The organism is Salipiger sp. D13 (genome assembly GCF_003703915.1).
Lineage (GTDB): Bacteria > Pseudomonadota > Alphaproteobacteria > Rhodobacterales > Rhodobacteraceae > Salipiger > Salipiger profundus.
In genome coordinates this window covers 184,378-204,210 of record NZ_RAPJ01000008.1, presented here as the reverse complement: position 1 = coordinate 204,210, position 19,833 = coordinate 184,378, and the positions used below count along the sequence as shown (strand labels likewise).

General features: G+C 63.4%; 21 protein-coding genes. 12 read left to right on the top strand and 9 right to left on the bottom strand.

Translation table 11 applies throughout. From position 1 onward, the window contains the following. Positions 1-123: 123 nt before the first annotated feature. The 11 genes from D6860_RS18820 (at position 124) to D6860_RS18770 (ending at position 13,746) form a co-directional block, all read left to right on the top strand. Complete coding sequence (locus tag D6860_RS18820; RefSeq protein ID WP_076622948.1) at positions 124-963, top strand: flagellar motor protein MotB; 840 nt, start codon at positions 124-126, stop codon at positions 961-963. A gap of 104 nt (positions 964-1,067) precedes the next feature. Beyond that, positions 1,068-2,363: a flagellar hook protein FlgE gene (locus tag D6860_RS18815; RefSeq protein ID WP_076622947.1), complete on the top strand. Its 1,296-nt coding sequence runs from the start codon at positions 1,068-1,070 to the stop codon at positions 2,361-2,363. 37 nt (positions 2,364-2,400) lie between these two features. Further along, positions 2,401-3,861, top strand: a complete 1,461-nt coding sequence (flgK, locus tag D6860_RS18810; protein ID WP_017467380.1) for a flagellar hook-associated protein FlgK — start codon at positions 2,401-2,403, stop codon at positions 3,859-3,861. Positions 3,862-3,871: 10 nt separating this feature from the next. Next, a complete protein-coding gene (locus D6860_RS18805; protein ID WP_076622946.1) occupies positions 3,872-4,873 on the top strand; it encodes a flagellin in 1,002 nt (333 codons plus the stop codon). Then, entirely contained in the window at positions 4,870-5,982 is a 1,113-nt protein-coding gene (locus tag D6860_RS18800; RefSeq protein WP_083697773.1) for a flagellar basal body P-ring protein FlgI, read from the top strand. Before D6860_RS18805 ends, D6860_RS18800 begins: the two co-directional genes overlap by 4 nt. Positions 5,983-6,060: 78 nt before the next feature. Continuing rightward, on the top strand, positions 6,061-6,930 hold the full coding sequence (gene motA / locus D6860_RS18795) for a flagellar motor stator protein MotA (RefSeq protein ID WP_076622944.1): 870 nt from the start codon (positions 6,061-6,063) through the stop codon (positions 6,928-6,930). Continuing rightward, positions 6,927-9,161, top strand: coding sequence for a hypothetical protein (locus D6860_RS18790; protein ID WP_229743273.1), 2,235 nt, complete (start codon positions 6,927-6,929; stop codon positions 9,159-9,161). The genes motA and D6860_RS18790 overlap by 4 nt, the downstream gene beginning before the upstream one ends. Positions 9,162-9,383: 222 nt before the next feature. Beyond that, the gene (flhA, locus tag D6860_RS18785) at positions 9,384-11,459 is read left to right on the top strand and encodes a flagellar biosynthesis protein FlhA (protein WP_017467056.1); all 2,076 of its coding nucleotides are present in this window, start codon (positions 9,384-9,386) and stop codon (positions 11,457-11,459) included. Then, the gene (locus D6860_RS18780) at positions 11,456-12,226 is read left to right on the top strand and encodes a flagellar biosynthetic protein FliR (RefSeq protein ID WP_017467057.1); all 771 of its coding nucleotides are present in this window, start codon (positions 11,456-11,458) and stop codon (positions 12,224-12,226) included. The genes flhA and D6860_RS18780 overlap by 4 nt, the downstream gene beginning before the upstream one ends. A 6-nt stretch (positions 12,227-12,232) precedes the next feature. Further along, positions 12,233-13,327 (top strand): EscU/YscU/HrcU family type III secretion system export apparatus switch protein, encoded by a 1,095-nt coding sequence (locus tag D6860_RS18775; RefSeq protein ID WP_076622942.1) that lies wholly within the window; start codon positions 12,233-12,235, stop codon positions 13,325-13,327. Further along, positions 13,324-13,746 (top strand): hypothetical protein, encoded by a 423-nt coding sequence (locus tag D6860_RS18770; RefSeq protein ID WP_017468869.1) that lies wholly within the window; start codon positions 13,324-13,326, stop codon positions 13,744-13,746. Before D6860_RS18775 ends, D6860_RS18770 begins: the two co-directional genes overlap by 4 nt. A 32-nt stretch (positions 13,747-13,778) precedes the next feature. On the opposite strand, the gene D6860_RS18765 is transcribed toward D6860_RS18770, so the two are convergent. From D6860_RS18765 to D6860_RS18725, 9 genes are read right to left on the bottom strand one after another with little or no spacing between them, the layout of a single operon-like run. Continuing rightward, entirely contained in the window at positions 13,779-14,306 is a 528-nt protein-coding gene (locus tag D6860_RS18765) for a flagellar basal body-associated FliL family protein (protein WP_093411821.1), read from the bottom strand. 10 nt (positions 14,307-14,316) lie between these two features. Continuing rightward, a complete protein-coding gene (gene flgH / locus D6860_RS18760) occupies positions 14,317-15,045 on the bottom strand; it encodes a flagellar basal body L-ring protein FlgH (protein WP_076622941.1) in 729 nt (242 codons plus the stop codon). A gap of 3 nt (positions 15,046-15,048) precedes the next feature. Next, positions 15,049-15,462: a flagellar basal body P-ring formation chaperone FlgA gene (gene flgA / locus D6860_RS18755; protein ID WP_076622940.1), complete on the bottom strand. Its 414-nt coding sequence runs from the start codon at positions 15,460-15,462 to the stop codon at positions 15,049-15,051. Then, positions 15,462-16,247, bottom strand: coding sequence for a flagellar basal-body rod protein FlgG (gene flgG / locus D6860_RS18750; RefSeq protein ID WP_076622939.1), 786 nt, complete (start codon positions 16,245-16,247; stop codon positions 15,462-15,464). Before flgG ends, flgA begins: the two co-directional genes overlap by 1 nt. A gap of 15 nt (positions 16,248-16,262) precedes the next feature. Then, entirely contained in the window at positions 16,263-16,976 is a 714-nt protein-coding gene (locus D6860_RS18745) for a flagellar hook-basal body complex protein (RefSeq protein ID WP_076622938.1), read from the bottom strand. Between the two features lies 1 nt (position 16,977). Further along, on the bottom strand, positions 16,978-17,247 hold the full coding sequence (locus D6860_RS18740; protein ID WP_076622937.1) for a flagellar biosynthetic protein FliQ: 270 nt from the start codon (positions 17,245-17,247) through the stop codon (positions 16,978-16,980). 4 nt (positions 17,248-17,251) lie between these two features. Further along, a complete protein-coding gene (gene fliE, locus D6860_RS18735; RefSeq protein WP_076622936.1) occupies positions 17,252-17,542 on the bottom strand; it encodes a flagellar hook-basal body complex protein FliE in 291 nt (96 codons plus the stop codon). 27 nt (positions 17,543-17,569) lie between these two features. Beyond that, positions 17,570-17,962 carry a flagellar basal body rod protein FlgC gene (gene flgC, locus D6860_RS18730; protein WP_076622935.1) on the bottom strand — a complete coding sequence of 131 codons (393 nt, stop codon included), beginning with the start codon at positions 17,960-17,962 and terminating at the stop codon, positions 17,570-17,572. Between the two features lie 17 nt (positions 17,963-17,979). Beyond that, entirely contained in the window at positions 17,980-18,357 is a 378-nt protein-coding gene (locus D6860_RS18725; protein ID WP_017468656.1) for a FlgB family protein, read from the bottom strand. Positions 18,358-18,443: 86 nt separating this feature from the next. Here D6860_RS18725 and D6860_RS18720 point away from each other — a divergent pair, with 86 nt between their 5' ends. Next, the gene (locus tag D6860_RS18720) at positions 18,444-19,814 is read left to right on the top strand and encodes a FliI/YscN family ATPase (RefSeq protein WP_076622933.1); all 1,371 of its coding nucleotides are present in this window, start codon (positions 18,444-18,446) and stop codon (positions 19,812-19,814) included. Positions 19,815-19,833: the final 19 nt, after the last annotated feature.

The following is a 19,833-nucleotide window of genomic DNA, read 5'->3' as shown; positions in this document are numbered from 1 at the left end:
GGATTTGTGGGATAAACGGCACGTCACGGGACGCCCGTTAAGGCTACATTTTGAATTGTTAAGCCAAGCGTAACCGCTGCCGCGCTAGCACCATTGCCGGGGTGTAAGAAACAGGTGGTGGAGATGGCTGTCGACAGCAATGTTGCGCCGATCATCATCAAGCGAAAGAAGGTCTCGGGCGGGGACGGGCACCATGGCGGTGCCTGGAAGGTCGCCTACGCCGACTTCGTGACGGCGATGATGGCATTCTTTCTCTTGATGTGGCTGCTCAACGCGACGACCGAGAAGCAGCGCAAGGGGCTCGCGGATTACTTCAGTCCGACCGTGGCGATCAGCCGTGTCTCGGGCGGTGGCGATGGATCGCTTGGCGGCGACAGCGTGTTCAGCGAGAATACCCTGCCCCGCGTCGGCACCGGCGCGACCAGCCTGCGGCCGATGGCACAGAACCGCGCAAGCGGTGCGATGACGCCGAGCGCCGAAAGCGATGACGGTGCCGGAAACGACGAGGCCTTCCGCGAGGTCGAGGAGCTGCTCATGGGGCGCGGTGGCGAAAGCATGGTCGACGACGGCCTGCTGCGCCACATCGTGACGCGGGTGACCGACGAGGGGCTCGTCGTCGAGCTTTTCGAGACCGCCGAGGCGCGGCTGTTCACGCCCGATGGCGACCCGACCGAGCTTCTGCGCTCGCTTGCGGGCGTCATCGTGCGTGTGTCCGGGATGGTGAAGAACCCGCTCGCGATCGAGGGACACGTGAGCGCCTATCCCGTGGTCCTGGCGCGTGACCCGTCGTGGGAGGTGTCCTCCGATCACGCGGACAGTTTCCGCCGGCTGCTTCTGGCGGACGGCCTGCCGAAGACTCGCGTGAGTCGCGTGACGGCTCATGCCGACCGCGAGCCCGCCGAACGCAATCCGATGGATCCTCGCAACACGCGGCTCGAGATCGTGTTCCTCCGTAAGGGCTGACCGGCGCCGGGATGATGCGCATTTTATCTGTTAGCGCGGTGTTAAGCCCGGATCCCTATCCGTTGTCGAGAAAGACCTGATCGAGACAGCAGAAAGGCGTGTCCATGACCATCTCTTCGTCCCTTAACGCAGGCGTGTCCGGCCTTGCGGCCAACGCAAGCCGGCTCGCGGCGATCTCCGACAACATCGCGAACGCGTCGACCTACGGTTACCGCCGTGCCGAGACCGAGTTCAATTCACTGGTTATGACAAATGGCGGCCGCAGCTACACGGCGGGCGGCGTCCAGGCCGAGAACATCCGGCTCGTCGACGAGCGTGGATCGCTGGTCACCACGAGCAACCCGACCGATCTCGCGGTGCGCGGTCGCGGGATGATTCCGGTCGTCTCGTCCTCGCAATTCGCGGCAACCGGCGATGCCGAGCTGCTGCTGACGTCCACCGGCTCCTTCCGCCTGGACGAGAACGGCTTCCTCGCGAACGAGGCCGGCTATTACCTGATGGGCTGGCCCGCGAACCTCGACGGGTCCATCCCTTCCTACCCGCGTGACACGACGGATGGCCTCGAGCCCGTGCAGTTCAGCCTGAGCCTCACGGGGGATCCGACCACGGCGGTGTCCATGGCGCTGAACCTTCCTGCAACCGATACCGAAACCGGCCAGAGCGGTGACCCCTACAACCTGTCCGTGGAGTATTTCGACAACCTCGGCGTCTCGCAGAACATTTCGCTGACCTTCACGCCGACGGTGCCGGCGACCGGGATGTCGAACGAATGGACGGTCGTGATGACCGACTCCGCGCAGGACGATGCGGTCATCGGCGAATACGTCATCACCTTCGACGACTCCCGCACTGCGGGGGGCACCATCGCATCGGTCACGACCGTGACCGGCGGCGCCTATGACGACACCACCGGCCTGCTGTCGGTCGACGTCGCCGGGGGGCCGATCGAATTCGATATCGGTGCCGTGGGCGAAAACACGGGCCTGTCGCAGCTCTCCGACAGCTTCGCACCGATCTCTATCTCCAAGGACGGCTCGCCGGTCGGCAACATGGTCTCGGTCGAGGTCGACGAGAACGGCTACGTCAGCGCGCTCTATGACACGGGGGTCAGCAGCGTGCTCTACCAGATCCCGCTGGCCGACCTGCCGAACCCGAACGGCATGATCGCCATGGACAACCAGACCTTCCGGCCCTCGCCGGAAAGCGGGCCGTTCTTCCTCTGGGATGCGGGCGACGGGCCGACGGGCGACATCAAGTCCTTTGCGCGCGAAGAGTCGGCCACCGACGTGGCCCAGGAACTGACGGACATGATCCAGACGCAGCGGGCCTATTCCTCAAACGCGAAGGTCATCCAGACCGTCGACGAGATGCTGCAGGAAACCACCAACATCAAACGCTGATCCTTCCCGGGACCAGCCGCCTGAAGGAGGCCGCTGAATGTCACTCTCCGGAGCCCTGTCCAACGCATTGAGCGGCCTCACCGCGAACAGCCGCGCCGCGACGCTGGTTGCCTCGAACATCGCCAACGCGACGACCGAGAGCTACGGTCGGCGTACGCTCGAACTTTCCTCTCGTGCCGCGGGCACCTCCGGAGGCGTCATGATCGGTGGTGTCGTGCGCAACACCGACGCCGCCGTCATCGCGGACCGGAGGTTCTCGGATGCGCAATCCGGTTTTGCGAACGACATGCAGTCCTTTGCGACACGGATCGAGACGCTGCTCGGCGAAAGCGATGCGCCGGGGTCCCTGAACAGCATGTATGCCGCCTTTGAAAACGCTCTGACGGCGGCGGCCTCGGACCCCTCTTCGACCCAGAGGCTCAAAACCGTTGCTCATGCCGCGCAGGGTTTCGCCACGACCCTGAACACGATCAGCGACAGCATACAGGCCGCGCGCACCGACGCCGACCGTTCCGTCTCTGCGCAGGTCTCTTCGCTCAATACAGGGCTTGCGCGCGTTCGCGACCTCAACACCGCCATCGCCGACGGTGCGACCCGCGGCGGCGACCCGTCGTCGCTGATGGACGAGCGGCAACGCGTGATCGACGAGATGTCCGCGATCGTTCCCCTGCGCGCAGTTGCCCGTGACAACGGCGCTCTGGCGCTCTACGCGGGCTCGGGAACCGTCTTGCTCGATCCTTCGATACACCGCGATCCGGTCGAGATCGGGTTTCAGCCGCACGACCCGGTCACGGCCTACACCACGCTTGAGAACGGTTTCCTGTCAGGGCTGACCATCGACGGGAAGGCGATCAACAGCAGCAACAGCGGACTGCTCGGAGGCGGAACGCTTGGGGCGCAGCTTCAGATTCGAGATACCGTCGCCGTGGACATGCAAGGCGTGCTGGATGGCGTAGCGCGGGATCTGGTCGAACGTTTTGGACCCGGCGGACCCGACGGAACCCTTAGCACCGGCGACCCGGGGCTCTTCACGGATGGCGGTTTGGCCTTCGATCCGACAAACGAGCCTGGGCTTGCCGGCCGCATCTCCCTCAATGCCCTCGTCGATCCCGAAGGCACCGAAGTCTGGCGGCTGCGGGATGGTCTCGGGGCGGCGACGCAGGGCGCTGTGGGCGACGCATCGCGTTTGCTGGGCTATTCCGACGCCTTGTCGGACCTGGATGTACCGGGGTCTTCCAGCCTCGGATCCGGGGCCTCCAGCTTCGGAGGCCACGTCACCGATTTCATTGCCGCAGTCTCGGCGGCCCGCGTTCGTGCCGACGGCGAGCAAAGCTTCACCAGCGCCCGGCACACCGCCCTGAAAGAGCTCGAACTCTCCAAAGGCGTGGATACCGATGCCGAGCTGCAGGATCTCATGCAGATCGAACAGCACTACGCTGCGAATGCCCGGGTCATGAGCACGGTCGATGACCTGATGCAGACCTTGTTGAGCATCTGAGGAGAAGAAAATGGATACCGTCGGAGACCTCGCGCGCGCACTTCTTCTGCGCACCGCCCACACCCGGCTCAACCGTGATTTGGACACGCTTGGGGTCGAGATCGCCTCTGGTTTCGTCCGCGATCCCGCAGCTCATCTTGGCGGTGATGTCTCGGGGCTCATCGCAATCGACCGGACACTCGCCAAGCTTGAAACCTTCCGCTTGAACACGTCCGAGGCGTCGCATCTGGCAGGAACGATGCAGACCACGCTCGAGGAAATCCAGGACCGTGGCGGGACCTTGTCGCAAGTGCTGGTATCGGTCGAACTGACCCCGAACGATGAGATGTTCAGAACGCTCTCGGAAAACGCGGCAAGCGCGCTGGACCAGATGATCAACGGACTGAACAGATCGGTCGGCGGTCGATTTCTGTTCTCGGGGACCGCGACGGATACCCCACCGCTGATCGACAGCGAGGAGATGCTTTCAGAGTTGCAGGCCTTGCTCGCGGGGGAAACGACGGTCGTCGGTATCGAGACGAAGCTGGACACCTGGTTCGATACTCCCGGCGGGGGTTTCGAAACCATTGCCTATCGCGGTTCCACGACCTCGCTCGCGCCACTGCGCCTGAGCGAAAACGAGAGCGCCCGCCTCGATATTCGTGCCGACGACCAGGTGTTTCGCGAGACGCTGAAATCCGTTGCGAAGGCCGCCTTGGCGGCCGACGAAACGCTGGCACTCACGGCGGAGACGAAGACGGCTCTGATTTCGCACGCCGCCCTGGAACTTCAGGGCGCAGAGGCGCGGATGGTAGAAACACGCGCAGGTCTTGGAGCGGTCGAGAATCGTATCGAAGAGGCGACCGCACGGAACTCCGCAGAGCGAACGGCCACCAGCATGGCGCGCCTCGAGCTGGTCGGCGCGGACCAATTCGAAACGGCGACCCGGTACGAAAACACGCGGGCGCAACTTGAAAGCCTCTATGCGATCACGGTCCGCTCGTCGCGCCTGTCGTTGGTGGAGTACATGTGATGATCCGAACCATCCTCTTCGCGCTCTGTCTCGGCCTGATCCACTGGCCGTCACATGCTGCGGCACAGGCGGTGCGCATCAAGGATCTTGTAGAGGTGGATGGCGTGCGTGCCAACGACCTGGTCGGCTACGGGCTCGTCGTCGGTCTCAATGGAACGGGCGATGGTCTGCGAAACGCGCCCTTCACCGAAGAGATCATGCAGAACATTCTGGAACGACTTGGCGTCAACGTCACCGGCGAACAGTTTCGCCCTCGAAACGTGGCGGCTGTATTCGTGACCGCCCGGCTGCCCGCTTTCGGACGCACCGGAAGCCAGATCGATGTTACCGTTTCAGCAATTGGTGACGCGCAGAGCCTTCTTGGCGGGACGTTGATCATGACGCCGCTGAATGCGGCGGACGGACAGATCTATGCCGTGGCGCAGGGCACGGTAATCGCTGGCGGGGTCGGCGCCGAGGGAGACGCGGCGAGGGTTGTCCAAGGGGTCCCGACTGCCGGTGTCATTCCGTCCGGTGCGCGGATCGAACGCGAGGTCGATTTCGAGTTCAGTGAGCTCTCTTCGCTTCGTCTTGCGCTGCGCGAACCGGATTTCACGACAGCGGCAAGGATCGAGGCTGCGATCAACCGACGCGTCGGTTCCGGCGCTGCCGAGATGCTCGATGCCGGAACGGTCTCCGTGAACCTGCGCCGAACCGGGGCCTCGTCTCCTGCCAGGGCCGTAGTCGCTATCGAGAACCTTGCGGTCGAACCGGAGCGTCGGGCCCGTGTGGTCGTCGATCAGCGGTCCGGAACGATTGTGATGGGGGAAGACGTGAGACTCTCGCGCGTCGCGGTCTCCCAAGGAAACCTGACCCTCCGCATCGAAGAAGCCCCGATCACCGTGCAGCCAAATCCATTTGCGGCAGGGGAAACGGTCATTGTCCCGAGGACCAACGCAGACATCGTCAAGGAGCCGGGAATCGGGCTGGCGGAAATTCCCGGCGGCACATCGCTGTCAGAGGTTATCGCTGGGTTGAATGCGCTCGGGGTGTCTCCCCGCGACATGATCGACATCCTCAAGAGCATCAAGGCGGCGGGTGCGCTTCACGCGGAATTCCTCGTGATGTGAGCGCTTCAGCAGTCTGCACAAGCTTTTCCTAACTGCTGCCACATACGATGCACCAAAGGTTGGTGAAGGAGTCTCCCAATGCTGGGAATCGTCGGGATCATCGTCATCTTCGTCATGGTTTTCGGAGGATATATTCTTGCCGGGGGCAAGATGGCGATCATCCTCAAGGCGCTGCCCTTCGAACTCATGATCATCGGTGGTGCCGCGCTTGGGACCTTTCTGATCGGAAATGACATCGGCGTCGTCAAGCACACGGTCAAGGATATCGGAAAGGTCTTCAAGGGCTCGAAGTGGAAGCCCGGTGACTATCGCGACCTGCTTTGTCTTTTGTTCGAACTGATCCGGCTAGCAAGACAAAGTCCTGTCGCGATCGAAGAGCACGTCGAGTCCCCTCAAGAGTCTGCGATCTTCTCGAAATACTCGAAGATCCAGGGGGACAAGATCGCCATCGACCTCATCTGCGATACCATGCGGTCAATGTCGATGAACTACGATGATCCTCACCAGGTGGAAGAGGTTCTCGACAAGCGCATCGAGGAACTCGAGCACCATCGCCTCCATTCCAGCCATGCCTTGCAGAGCATGGCCGACGGTTTGCCTGCACTAGGTATCGTCGCAGCGGTTCTAGGCGTGATCAAGACGATGGGCTCGATCGATCAACCTCCCGAGGTTCTGGGCAAGATGATCGGGGGTGCCTTGGTCGGCACCTTTCTCGGCGTCTTCATGGCATACGGATTTTTCGGACCCTTCGCGAACAAGGTGAAAACCGTGGTCGAAGACGACCTGCATTTCTACCAGCTTATCCGCGAGGTTCTGGTGGCGAACCTGCACAACCATGCAACCAACATCTGCATCGAGGTCGGGCGGCAGAATACACCGGCGCACATTCGCCCAAGCTTTGTAGATCTCGAGGAAGCTCTGAAAAGCGTGAAGCAGGCAGCAGCATGAGACGGATCACGCTGGCGGCGATGCTTCTTGCTCTTCTACCGTGCGTCGGCCTTGCCCAGAGTGTCGTGCTCCGGTCTGGCGAACATGATGATTTCACGCGTCTCGTTTTCGATATGCCCTCGGATCTGCGATGGCGGGTTGATCGCCCGGAACGTCGAAAGCTTGCCGTCACCTTTGATGCGAGGGGGCTCGATCTCGATGTCTCCAGCGTCTTCGATCGCATCAATACGGAAAGAATATCCGAGGTCACGCCCCTTCCCAACGGAGATGGCGTGTCGATCGAGTTGGCCTGTCGCTGCAGCGCCGACAGCTTTCTGCATCAAGACGACATGTTGGTCATCGATATTCGCGATGCCATCGGTGTTGTCGAGCCGCTCGAAGGCGATCTGGCAGAGACTGAGCAGGCCAGAAACGCCAGTACCGTGGATCTTGATCACGAGGTGCTATCCGAGCTTCGCCTTGGCCCCGATCCGGGAATCGGCCCACGACTCGAGCAGTCGATGCTTGTCCCGCGATTTCGGGCGAATGGCCAAAGTCAGGCCTTGGCAGTGCAGAACGTACCATTGAGCTCTCAGGAGGGAGATTTCGAGCGGATGCTTGCGGAGCAATTGGCGCGCGCTGCCACGGACGGACTGCTCGATCCCGCCATTTCGATCTCGCTCGTTCCGGACAAGGGAGCAGTTTCCGAAGAGCCGCCGCTACCGGTGTCGGAGAATAGGACGGTCACCATCGATGCCAAGATTGCATCCCGAACTTCCAATGATCGTGAAACGCGTGTCCGCATCGGCGGAGACGTCTGCATTCCGGCCTCTGTGTTGGATCTTGCTTCCTGGGGAGACGACGACACCTTGCGGAAAGGCATACCGGAGCTTCGAGGCAAACTGTTCGGCGAATTCGATCGCCTCGACGACGAGATTGCGGTGACGCTTGCCAAGGCCTACGTCTATCTTGGCTTCGGCGCCGAGGCGCGTGCGCTTCTCGACCTCCTCCCCGAACCGCCGGACCCCGGATTGTTTGCCCTCGCCGGCATCGTCGATGGGGAGATCGATAGGGTTGGCGTGTTTGCCGGACAATCGAACTGCGAGGGGCACGCAGCCCTTTGGGCGCTTCTCGGGTCAGCCACGCTGCCAAAGGAAGCAGAGGTCAATTCGAACGCGGTATTGCGAAGTTTCGAAGCGCTTCCGTTGCATCTACGAACATCGCTTGGGCCACGGCTTGCAATCAGGCTCGCGGAAGAAGGCGCGCCGGACGCCGCGCGTAGTCTGCTGGGCAGGCTTTCGCGAGCGCTTGGCAAGTCCGATGAGCAGATGGCGTTCAGTGCCGCGCAAGTGGACAAGCTTGGGGGTGCCGTTGGAACCGCACGGCAAGAACTGAAGCGAATTGCCGACGGAACCGGCTCCAATGCCGCCAATGCGGTGGCCGACAGCATCGAGATTGCTGTGCGCGAGGGGGAGAGGATCGATCCAAAGATGGGGGACCTCGCTGCGGCCTATGCGACCGAATTGAGGGGTACGGATCAGGGATCCAGGCTCTGGCTCGCGCAAGTCCGGGCGCTCGCCGCAAGTGGTCGCTACGACGATGCATTTCGTGTGCTCAGGACCGACACCGACCACCCACTGGATCTTCGTGAGCAAGCGGCGTCGGATGCGTTGCTTATTGTGGAAGACGCGGCTTCTGAAACGGACTTTCTGAAGCAGGTGGTTGCCGGAACAGAGACGTTCGACGGAATTGTACGGCCCGAGGCAGCGCTGGCGATCGCGCGCCGTCTACTTGACCTCAAGCTTCCGGACCCGGCCGAGCGCTGGCTGTCTTTTGGTGGGGTGGACCCTGCTTCGCGCGAAGCAAGGCTCCTCAGGGCGCGGGTTCACCTCGCGCGTTCGGAACCGGAGCAGGCAGAAATCGCAATCGTCGGACTGCAGGGGGAGGACGCCCTGAGGTTGCGGGCACGGGCCAGGGAACTGATGGGAGACTACCAATATGCGACCTCGGCATATGCCTCGCTCGGAGAAGAGCAACAGTCCGAAGAGGCGGCCTGGTTGGCCGGGGCTTGGCCGCTGCTGGATGGGCGCAACGATCCCATCGGAAGAACGGCCGCCGTCGTCGAGACGAGTGTGCCGGATCCGGGAGATGCGCCCAGCCTGTCGATGGCCGAGGCCCTTGCCGGCGCCAGCAGTGAAGCGCGAGACACCCTGCGCAAGCTGCTCGACGAGACGCACCTCGGTGACGAGTGATTCCTGAAGAACTTACGAAATAGTAGGGACTCCGTTCTAGCGTCAGACCGGAATATTGCGATTAATGCGAGATCAGAATGGTCTTTCTTCGTCCTGACGCGGCCATGTGCAGCCAGCCGGAAGGCAAGAGCACCTTGAGGCGTATCCCGGGCCCGGGCACCGAGTCATCTTTCCGCTCGGTGAGTCGCAGGCCGGGCATGCCCCGGACTGGGGGCCAGATCGATGATTAAAGCATCGTTCTTCAAGCCGACCGTGCTCCTCGCCGTGGCGCTCATGGCCGTCATCGTCATGATGATCCTGCCGATGCCCTCGTGGATCCTCGACGTGGGACTCGCGGCATCGTTCGGTCTTGCCATCCTCATCTTCACGGTGACCCTGTTCATCGAGAGGCCGCTCGATTTCTCGGCGTTCCCGACGATCCTTCTCGCATCGCTCATGCTTCGGCTGTCCCTCAATGTGAGTTCGACGAAGCTGATCATCGGCCAGGGCCACACGGGCACCGGCGCGGCCGGCGATGTGATCGAGGGATTTGCGAATTTCGTCATGGGCGGCAGCGTATTCCTCGGGCTCGTGGTTTTCGGCGTGTTGATGATCGTGAATTTCGCCGTGATCACGAAAGGTGCCGCGCGCATGGCGGAGGTGGGCGCGCGCTTCGCGCTCGACGGCATGCCCGGCAAGCAGCTCGCCATTGACAGCGACATGTCGGCGGGGGCGATCGATCACGCGGAAGCCAAGGCGCGGCGGGATCGTGAACAGCAGGAAACGACCTTTTTCGGGTCACTGGACGGTGCGTCGAAATTCGTGAAGGGGGACGCGGTCGCAGGCTTGCTGATCACGCTTCTGAACCTCGTGATGGGCATGGTCATGGGCATCTTCGGGCACGGGATGGCCGTGTCGCATGCCTTTGAAACCTATGCGATTTTAACGGTTGGCGACGGTCTCGTCTCGCAGATTCCGTCGGTCATCATCTCGATTGCCTCGGGTTTGCTGCTCGCCCGTGGTGGCGCCATCGGGGCCACCGACGCAGCAGTCGCGGGGCAGCTTGCCCGACATCCGGCGGCGCTTGGCACGGTGGGCGTGCTGATGGCGCTGTTTGCACTCGTGCCGGGTCTGCCCTTCCTTCCCTTTATTCTGGGTGCGGGCGTTCTGGGTGGTCTCGCGGTCTTCATGGCGCGCAAACAGGCGCAACCTTCCGAACCCGAAAACACCTCGCCTCCAGAAGAGACCCCGCGCGAGCGTCCGATCGGGGATGTTCTCGACGTGGATGAGACCCACGTCGAGTTCGCGCCGGACCTCGTGAACATGGTCCTCGATCCCGGGACGGGCCTGGATGTCCGGATTTCCAACATGCGCCGGCATGTGGCGTCCAGTTTCGGCATCATCCTCCCCGAGATACGCCTGACCGACGCCGCGGCGCTCGAGCCGGGCACATACGTCATCCGGATACATGGGGTCGAGGTCGCACGCGGTGAACTGAACCCCGACCTCGTGCTTGCGCTGATGCCGGAGGATCGCACGAGCCTTCCGCCCGGTCGCGACGTGACCGAGCCGGTCTACGGTGCGCCCGCGCGCTGGATCCGGCCCGAGGATCAGGACCGCGCGGCGATCACCGGTGCGACCATCGTCACCCCGACCGAAGTGCTTGCAACCCATCTTCTCGAGGTGATCAAACGCAATTTTGGCCGCTTGCTGACTCTCAAGGCACTGCGTCGGCTGCTCGACGAAATGGTCTCGCTCAGCAATGCCGCAAGGGCCGAGGCGAACCGCAAGCTCCTCGACGAGCTCATTCCGGACAAGGTTCAGATCGATGTCCTGCATCAGGTGCTTCGCCTTCTGCTCGAGGAACAGGTCAGCATCCGCAACCTGCCGTTGATCCTTGAAGCGATCGCGGAGATGAGGGGCCAGCAGGTCCAGCCGGAAACGATATGCGAGCATGTGCGCCAGCGGCTCGGGTTCCAACTGGTCGCCGGGTTGCGTCGGACCGATGGTACCATTCCACTGATCCAGCTGGCTCCGGAATGGGAGGACACGTTCTCGACCTACCAGGTGGAAGGCGCACGCGGTGGGCTCGATGTTGCGTTGCCTCCCGAGATGTTCGAAAGTCTCAGCAAGGGCGTCGCCGAAGAGATCGGCGAAGCCGGCAACCGGGGGTTGTTTCCTGCACTCGTGACAAGCGCACGGCGGCGGAGGTTCCTGCGCACGATCCTGTCCGCGAAGGGGATCGCCAATCCGGTTCTCTCATTCGAGGAAATCGGAATCGAGGCGCGTCCCGCCCTGGTCGGCGTGGTGGCAGCATGATCGGGCTCCCCCTGGAAATGTTCGACCTTGCGGGGGGGCTTGCCGGGATTGTCCTGATCGTGTTCCTGCGGATCGCGGCGATGCTCGCGGTGGTGCCGGTGCTGGGCGAGGCGTGGCTTTCCATACGGGTGCGGATCGTGCTGGCGCTTGTCCTGACCACGGCGGTGGTCCCGGCAGCGGTCCATCTGGCAGAGATACCGGACCTTAGCCCGGCTCTGGTGCTCCGCGCGATACTGACCGAAAGCGTGAACGGGCTGGTGATGGGGCTCTGGCTGCGCCTCTTCGTCCATGCGCTGCAGACGGCGGGAAGCATCGCCGCGCAGTCCACGTCTCTTGCGCAACTGCTCGGCAACAGTGCTGCCGACCCGATGCCGGCCCTGGGCCATATCCTCATGGTCGCGGCGCTCGCCCTGCTCGTCACGACCGGCTTTCATGTGAGGATCGTCGCCTACGTCTTGATGTCATTCGATATTCTGCCGCCGCTATCGTTTCCAGACCCGGCCGAGATCGCCCAGGCAGGTCTCGGGCAGGTCGCGTCTTGCTTTTCTCTGGCCTTCGCGCTTGCCGCTCCCTTCGTTATCCTCTCGGCGCTCTACAACCTGACGTTGGGTTTCATAAACAAGGCGATGCCGCAGCTCATGGTCGCCTTCGTCGGCGCGCCGGTCATCACACTGGGATCGGTGGCCTTGCTGCTTCTGACGGCGCCCGTGATGCTCTCGGTCTGGCTCGGGGCGGTTCAGACCTTCCTCGGCCAACCGTTCCGGTAACCCGGCATGGCGGAAGACGACGGCGCAGAAAAGTCCCACGAACCATCGCAGCGCAAGCTCGACGATGCCCGCAAAAAGGGCGAGATACCGCGGTCGCCGGACATGCTGACTGCCGCGGCCTATCTCGGGATGCTGCTGACCGGGCTGGCGGTGGGTGGAAACACGATTCTGCAGTTCGGCGAGGCGCTTCTGCCCCTGATTGAGCGCCCGGAGCGGTTGACTCCTCTGTTCTTCAACGGCGCTGCGGCAGCCCCGCATGGCAGCATTCTGGCGGCGGTTCTCGAACCGATCCTGCCATGGCTCGCGGCGCCTGCGGTTGCGGTTCTGCTGACGCTTTTCGCGACCCGGACCCTCGTGTTCACGGGCTCGAAACTTTCGCCGAAAGCCAGCCGCCTGTCACCGATAGAGAATGCGAAGAACAAGTTCGGACGCCGTGGATTGTTCGAGTTTGCCAAGAGCCTGACCAAGCTCCTGCTCTACTCGGTTCTGCTTGGCGTGTTCCTTGCGTCCCGGCTCGACGAAATCGTGGGAGCCGCCCGGGCCTCGCCGCGCGAAGCCAGCCTTCTGCTCGTGACCCTGATCCTGAGGCTGCTCGGTATCGCGGCCCTCGTGGCGGTGGCGCTCGGGGCGATCGATTTCCTCTGGCAGAGGGCCGAGCATCTCCGCCGCAACCGCATGTCGCAAAAGGAGCTGCGGGACGAGTACAAGGAGGCCGAGGGCGATCCGATGTTCAAGCAGCATCGCAGGGCCCGTGCGCAGGAGATTGCCCTCAACCAGATGATGTCCGATGTGCCCGGCGCGGATGTTGTGATCGTGAACCCGACCCACTACGCGGTGGCGCTTAAATGGGACCGCCTTACAGGTGAGGCACCGGTCTGCGTCGCCAAGGGCGTGGACGAGGTGGCGCGCAAGATCCGGGAGGTCGCGGAAGACGCCGGCGTGCCGATCCATTCCGATCCACCCACCGCCCGCGCCCTCTACGCCACGACGGAGATCGGAAACCAGATCACACCAGACCACTACAGGCCGGTCGCCGCCGCCATCCGTTTCTCCGAGACGATGCGCAGGAAGATGCGCAAGAACAAAGGTTTCACGCGATGACCGACGAGATCGACGGCTTGCTTCGGGTCACGACGCTCCTGCGCGAACGAGCGCTGGAGCAGTATCGTCGGGATCTTGATGAAGAAGCGCGCCTGCAGGCGGAGAAGGATCGGATCGATGCGCTGCGGATGCAGGTGTTCACTGCGGAACAGGATCTAAGCGCGCGGCGGCTCACCGGTGCGGACACGCTCTGGCAGGGCTGGCTGGCCGGACGGAGGGGGCAGTTGAACCAGGAGATTGCCATGGCGCGGGCCAGGCAGGCGCACAGCATGAATGCAGCGCAGGCGGCCTTTTCACGGGACGAGGCAGCGAAGGACCTGGCGCATCGCAAGGCAGTCGCGCGTGCACGCGCGCGCCTCGCGGCCGATGAAGCCAGTCTGGAGGCGCTGTCGCGTCTGTCGGCGCGGTTGCCTGACTAGCGCTGGAGGCTTGATCGGAGCGGACTCAAAACTCAAGAGTCCTGCCGGGCGATTTCCGTGATCAGGACGTCGAGAACCTCGCCACCCATCACGTTCCGAGCGGCTTCGAGGAGCGACCGCCGCAGGATGTCGAGCCGTTGGACGTCGGTGAAATTGCCCTCGAACCCGCCGATATTCGCATGATCGAACAATACCCGAAGAAAAAGATCCCGCAGCTTGGGCTCGCGTGCGTAGACCTGTTCCGTGCCGCCGGGGGTGGTTTCGAGGCTCAACGACATCACGACGAGGGACTGGACCCGTTCACCGTTCACGACCGGAACGACGAACTGGTTGTTGAGCTTCACGTACTCCGCATTACGGCGTGCCTCGTCCGAGGCTTCATGGGCATCCGCGCCCGCGTGGTCCGCAGCCGGGGCGTCATGGTCATCCCCCTGATCGTCGGAGGCATGGCCGACGGTGTCTTCTGCGGGCGTTTCATGGGCAGGCGCAAGAAGGATGCCGGCACCGATGCCGGCGCCGGTACCGAGCAGGGCAAGCAGGATCGGGAGCAGTTTCCTCATCAGTTCCTCGTCAGAAAGGCAGGATCGCGTCCAGCACCTGCTGGCCGAGGCGGGGTTGCTGCACATCGGTGATCTGCCCGCGTCCGCCGTAGGACACCCGCGCGGAGGCAATCTTGTCGTAGGTGATCTCGTTCTGGCGCGTGATGTCCTCGGGGCGGACGTAGCCCGACACCAGAAGCTCACGGAGCTCGAAATTCACCCGGACTTCCTGGGCGCCCTGGATAGCGAGAACGCCGTTCGGCATCACGTCTGTGATCGTCGCGGCGACCCGGAGGGTCAGCTGTTCGCTTCGGCGGACCGATCCATCGCCGCCCGAGGCCGCCTGGCTGTTGAGATCCACCGCATTCGCGAGGCTGGCGCCGGCGGGCAGGCGTGGATCCTGCCGCTGGGGAATCCCGAAGAGCTGCGGAATGGCCAGGGACTCCGACCCGGAGCGCGATCGCGCGGTGCTGTTCGAGATGCTCGCCTGGTCGTTGATCTCGATGACGACGGTCAGGATGTCCCCGGTCTTCATGGCGCGCCGGTCACCGAGCAGCGAGCTTTTTGTTCCGCTCCAGAGCGATGCCCGGTCTGCGGGCCGATCAGGCACTGCGATGGCGGGCGGACCGGAGTAGGCCATGGCCACACGTTCGACGCTTTCGGTCTGAGGCGTGAAGCTCGGAGGCTTGCCGAGATGATCGAGCCGGGCGCAGGCAAGCGCCGGGAGCATGAGGCAGATCAGGACTGGTCGGAAGGTCATGGCTCACTCGTTGTTGACGGCGATGGCGCCATCGGGCGTCACCCGGCCGAAAAGCGTGGTCCGGGAGGACAGGTTCATCACGCGGATCCGTTCACCGGCGCCGCCCCGCGCAAGCGCGCGACCCTCGGTCACGATGTGCACCGGCCCGCGCGAGAAGATGAGTTCGACGACCTGGTTGCGTTCGATCAGCGCTGGTTCTCCGACCGAGCCGCGCATTACCGGGCGCCCGGGATAGAGCGTGACGCGCGCCTCCTGCCCGACCACCTGCGCGAGCGCGCCATGCGCGCCGTCGATCTGCGCGGGATCGAGGCGCACCGCGTCCGGCGCGACCACCTCGAGCGCGCGGATCGTGCGGGTGGTGACGACCGTTTCGGCCTGCGCCGGCAGTGCGGCGAGCAGAAGGAGCAGCAATCGCATCAGCGCACCTGCACGGTCGTGCCAAGCATCTGGTCCGCCGCAGAAATCACCTTGGAGTTGAGCTCGTAACCACGCTGTGCCTCGATCAGTTCGGTGATCTCGTACACGGGGTCCACCGAACTGTCCTCGAGATAGCCTTGCCGGAAGGTGCCCAGACCGTCCTGGCCCGCGGTGGTCTGGATCGGCGGCCCCGATGCTTCGGTTTCGGTGAACATGTTGCTCCCGATCGCTTCGAGCCCCTTGGGGTTGGTGAAACCGACCATGGTGAACTGGCCAAGCCGCTGCGCTTCGACCGCGTCCTGGAAGTAAGCGTAGACCTCGCCTTCGGCGTTGATCGAGATGCTCGTTGCATCCTCGGGGATGACGATTTCAGGTGAGACGGGCAGCCCGTCCGAGGTCACGATCAGCCCGTCGCCATCGCGCTTGAGGGCGCCGTCGCGGGTGTAGCCCGGGATGCCCGTTGGCAGCGTGACTTCGAGGTATCCCTTGCCCTCGATCGCGATGTCGAGGTCGCCTCCGGTCGCGGAGACCGCCCCCTGCGCGAGTTTCATCGTCACGGCGGCCGGCCGCACGCCTAGCCCCAGCTGTACTCCGGTGGGCAGCATGGTGCCGTCAGCGGCACTGATCGTGCCGGCCCGTGCCTGCTGCTGGTAATGCAGGTCGGCGAACTCGGCGCGGCGCGCGTTGTAGCCGGTGGTGCTCATGTTCGACAGGTTGTTCGAGATGACTTCGACCCGCATCTGCTGGGCACTCATGCCGGTTGCGGCGATTTTCAGGGCGCGCATGGTCGCTCTCCTTCCTCAGGTGATGATTGCCTTGATGGCGCCGCGCAGGCGCTCGTCTTCGCGCTGCAGGAAGTTCTGGCCCATCTCGTAGGCGCGCTGGACCTCGATCATGCGGGCGATCTGCAGGATCGGATCGGCGTTCGAGCTCTCGACGAACCCCTGCATGACCCTCGGCGCCTGCGTGGGCTCATACCCCTGGTCGGCACGGAACAGGACGCCGCCCTCGCGGATCATGGCCCCACGGTCGAGCGGAGAAACGACGCCGATCTGGCCGATCGGGGCACCGTTGCTGCTGAGCGTGCCATCCTGGGCAATGGCAAGATCGGTGGCGTCGGGCGGAATGAAGACGGGAGCCCCGCCTGAATCAAGCACCGGGTGGCCGTCCTGGGTCACGAGATCTCCGGCCGAGCTGGTTGCGAAGGCGCCGTTTCGCGTCAGCCGTTCGCCCTGCGGCGTCTGGACGAGGAAGAAGCCGTCGCCCTCGATGGCAAGGTCGAGCTGTCCGCCGGTTCGGGTCAGTCCGCCCTGGGCAAAGGAGCTGTCCCGCACCTGTGCCGCGGACATCGATACGATGCCCGCCTCATCGGTCCTTCGGACATACTCGGAAAAGATCACACCCTGCTGCCGATAGCCGGTGGTGGCCTGGTTGGCGATGTTGTTCGCGATCATTCGCATTTCGCGCATCAGCCCCTGCTGGCGTGAAAGCGTGGTATAGTCGGTAAGCCCCATTTCAACCTCCGGTAATCATCGGGATGACACGGCCCTGGAAGAAGCTGACGAGCGTCTCGGTCATGAAGCTCATCGAGAGCCAGAAGACCACGATGATGGCCATGAGCTTCGGCACGAAGGTCAGCGTCATTTCCTGGATGGAGGTAAGGGCCTGGAAAAGCCCCACACCCACGCCGGCGACCAGTGCCGCAGTCAGGATCGGGACCGACGTGACGGTTGCGATCCACAGCCCCTGACGCAGCGTGTCATAGAAGACGGTTTCGGTAAGCATCAGCCTAGACCGGCATCCTCAGGATTTCCTGATAGGCCTCGACGACCTTGTTGCGCACGGCGACCACCGTCTCCACGGCAAGCTCTGACTGGGCGAGCGCCTGTACGAGCGCATGGGGATCGGCATCGCCCGTCATCGCTTCGGTGGCCGTGGTCTCGGCTTCGGCGAGCGTATCGGTGAAAGAGTGCGCCGCCTCGGTAAAGGTGGCACGGATGCCGCCGGCCTCGGGCTGCGGCTGCATGGCGGGGCGCTGGGCCGCGTATTTCTGAGCGGCGAAAAGCGATCGGACGTCCATTCTGGTCTCCATTGTCGCGGGGGAAGGTTATCGGCGCAGAAGATCCATGAGGTTGCTGGACATCTGCCGGGTCTGTTCGAACATTTTGAGATTGGCTTCGTAGCTGCGCTGGGCCTCTCGGGCATCGGCGAGCTCGATGATCAGGTCGACATTCGTGCCATCGTAGAAGCCTGACTCGTTGGCGAGCGGATGGTTCGGGTCGTAGACTTGTTCGAGGTCGCTTCGGTCGAGTCTTACGTGGCCGACTTCGACCTGCTGCACGGCATCCCGAGAGTGTCCGGTCGGCTCGAACGACAGCGTCTTGCGGTGGTATCCGGGCGTATCGACATTTGCGATGTTCTCGGAAACGACCCGCAGGCGTGTCGCTTGGGCGCGCAAGCCGCTGGAAGAAACTGAAAGGGCATCTGAAAAGGCACTCATGGCTGGATCTCCGCTGATCAGCGGCCAAGGCTGGCGCGCAGGATATTGAGGTTTGACCGGTAGATCGACAGGGCACGGTTCTGAGCGCGCGCGGCACCGGACGCGGTCACCATCTCGGATTCGAGCGACACGGTATTTCCATTCGGGTCGATGCTGCCGCGTCTTTCACCGGGTTCGGGCAGGGTCGCTTCCCGCTGCCCGTTCAGGTGCTCCGGCCGGGTGGCCCTTTGCGTGGTCATCGCCTGGTTCAACGTGTCCGCGAATCTGGGAATCTCCAGTGCGCGATATCCGGGGGTGTCGGCATTCGCGATATTCTGTGCACTTATGGCCTGTTGCAGTCCGGCGTGGCGGGCCAGTTGCATCGCGGTGCGGAAGACGTCGAGATTTTCGAACATCGGGGCTTCTCCCTCGATTGGCTTCAATCAAGGCTTAACGGTGATTCCTTTAGAAATGGTTTGAAGGTGATGAAGGATGCGCACGTATGGACAACGAAGAGATCGCCGGCTTGCGGTCGCGCATCGCGCGCATTCAGCCGGTTCGTGCAGTTGGACGCGTACGCTCCGTTGACGGCACCGTCATCTGGGTGAGCGGCCTCGCCCATGAGGCGTGCATCGGCGACCGCATGAAGCTCTACCGTGCGGGCGAGGTTCTCGAGGGCGAAGTGCTTCGCATTCGAGAAGACCTCGTCGCTATGCTACCCGACGAGGGTGCTGATGGCGTGTCTCAAGGGGATCGCGTGGCGGTGCTGGGCGCGCCGACCCTGGCGCCCTCCGATAGCTGGATCGGTCGGGTCATCGACCCCTACGGTCAACCTCTGGATGCGCATCCGCTCAATCCCGGGCCAAGACGGCGCCCCTTCCGCGCCAGCCCGCCTCCCGCAGCGCAGCGGCGCGGCCTCGGGGGGCGGCTGCAGACCGGCCTCGCGGCGTTCGATACGCTGCTGCCGGTTGTGCGGGGCCAGCGGGTGGGCCTTTTCGCCGGGTCCGGCGTGGGCAAATCGCGACTTCTGGCGGCCCTCGCGCGCGGCATGTCTGCCGATGTTGTCGTGCTTGCGCTCGTCGGGGAGCGAGGGCGGGAGGTGCATGATTTCGTGCATTCAGTCCTCGGGCCCGAAGGGATGGCGCGCAGCGTGGTCGTCGCGGCGACTTCGGACAGATCGCCGCTCGAGCGCAGGCGCTGTCCGCTTTCGGCCATGACCATTGCAGAGCACTTCAGGGATCAGGGGCGCCACGTGCTGCTTCTCGCGGACTCGATCACGCGATTTGCCGAGGCGCATCGTGAGGTAGCTGTCGCAGCCGGGGAGTTGCCAGCTCTGCGAGGCTTTCCGGCTTCGACAGCACATCAGATCATGCGCCTTGCAGAACGTGCCGGGCCGGGGTTACCTGGCGGGGGCGATATCACAGCTCTTTTCAGCGTTCTCGTTGCAGGCTCGGATATGGACGAGCCCATCGCCGACATTCTCCGCGGCGTTCTCGATGGTCACGTCGTCCTCGGTCGTGAAATCGCCGAGCGGGGCCGCTTCCCGGCGATCGATGTGCTGCGCTCGGTGTCTCGCAGCCTGCCCGAAGCAGCTAGCCCGGAGGAGAACGAGATATTGCTGCAGGCCCGTCACCTGCTTGGAGCCTATGCGCGCTCCGAAACGATGATCCGTGCGGGCCTGTATCGAGAGGGAGAGGACCCGATCCTGGACCAGGCGATCCAGGCCTGGCCTGACCTTGATGCCTTCGTTGGAGAGGCTTCTCCGAACGGGGTCGATGCCGCGTTCAATCGGCTTCGGTTGATCCTGCGCCGGTCCGGGGCAGCGGCCAAATCGGCAAGCCCGCAGAGAACACGACTTTCGAAGGCAAGATGACCCTGAACCCATCCCGGAC